This is a genomic window from Myxacorys almedinensis A (genome assembly GCF_010091945.1).
Classification (GTDB): domain Bacteria; phylum Cyanobacteriota; class Cyanobacteriia; order Leptolyngbyales; family Leptolyngbyaceae; genus Myxacorys; species Myxacorys almedinensis.
Genome location: NZ_WVIE01000078.1, coordinates 1 through 588, shown reverse-complemented (window position 1 = coordinate 588; position 588 = coordinate 1). Strand labels below are relative to the sequence as shown.

Genomic DNA, 588 nt, shown 5'->3' with positions numbered 1-588 from the left:
ATTGTCTGTTGTGATATTCTCGAAATTGAATCTGCCCCGCCGACTGCCATTGACAAAGAAGGAGGCACCAGCAGTAAACCCTCGGATTCGAGTTTGTGCCCTAACGGGTCCCGGATCGATACCACTTACGTTTTCCAGTGCTTCTGCCACGTCAGTGATGCCCCGATCTTCAATCACCTGGCGCGGTACAACTTGAATCGAGGCAGGGATGTCCCGTATTGGAGTATCAGTCCTGGTAGCAGTTGAGGCATTCGGCACCCGATAGCCCTGCTCTCCCTCACCCGTCACCACAATTTCCTCATCCGGTTCATCCCCCTCCGGATTCAGACTATAGGCAAGCCCTCCCGTTTTCAACACCACCTCAGTCGTTGGCGGTGCCTGATTGCCTGTCACCCTCACCCGGACGCTCGTTGGTTCTGGTTGCGTAACGTTAACCGCAGTCACGCCCTGCGCTGGGTTTTCAACTTGGAACGATTGCCCTTCTGGAAGGGTCAGCACCGCATTGGGAATATCTGCAACCAGGGCATTGCCTTCCGTTCTAAACTTTGTGGCATCAATGGTCAGAGGTTTGTTGTCCGGTGTTTCCAG

1 protein-coding gene is annotated in these 588 nt (G+C 54.1%); it reads right to left on the bottom strand.

All coding sequences use genetic code 11. From position 1 onward, the window contains the following. A partial coding sequence (locus tag GS601_RS22715) for an AMIN domain-containing protein (protein ID WP_162425562.1) occupies positions 1-588 on the bottom strand: 588 nt, incomplete at both ends.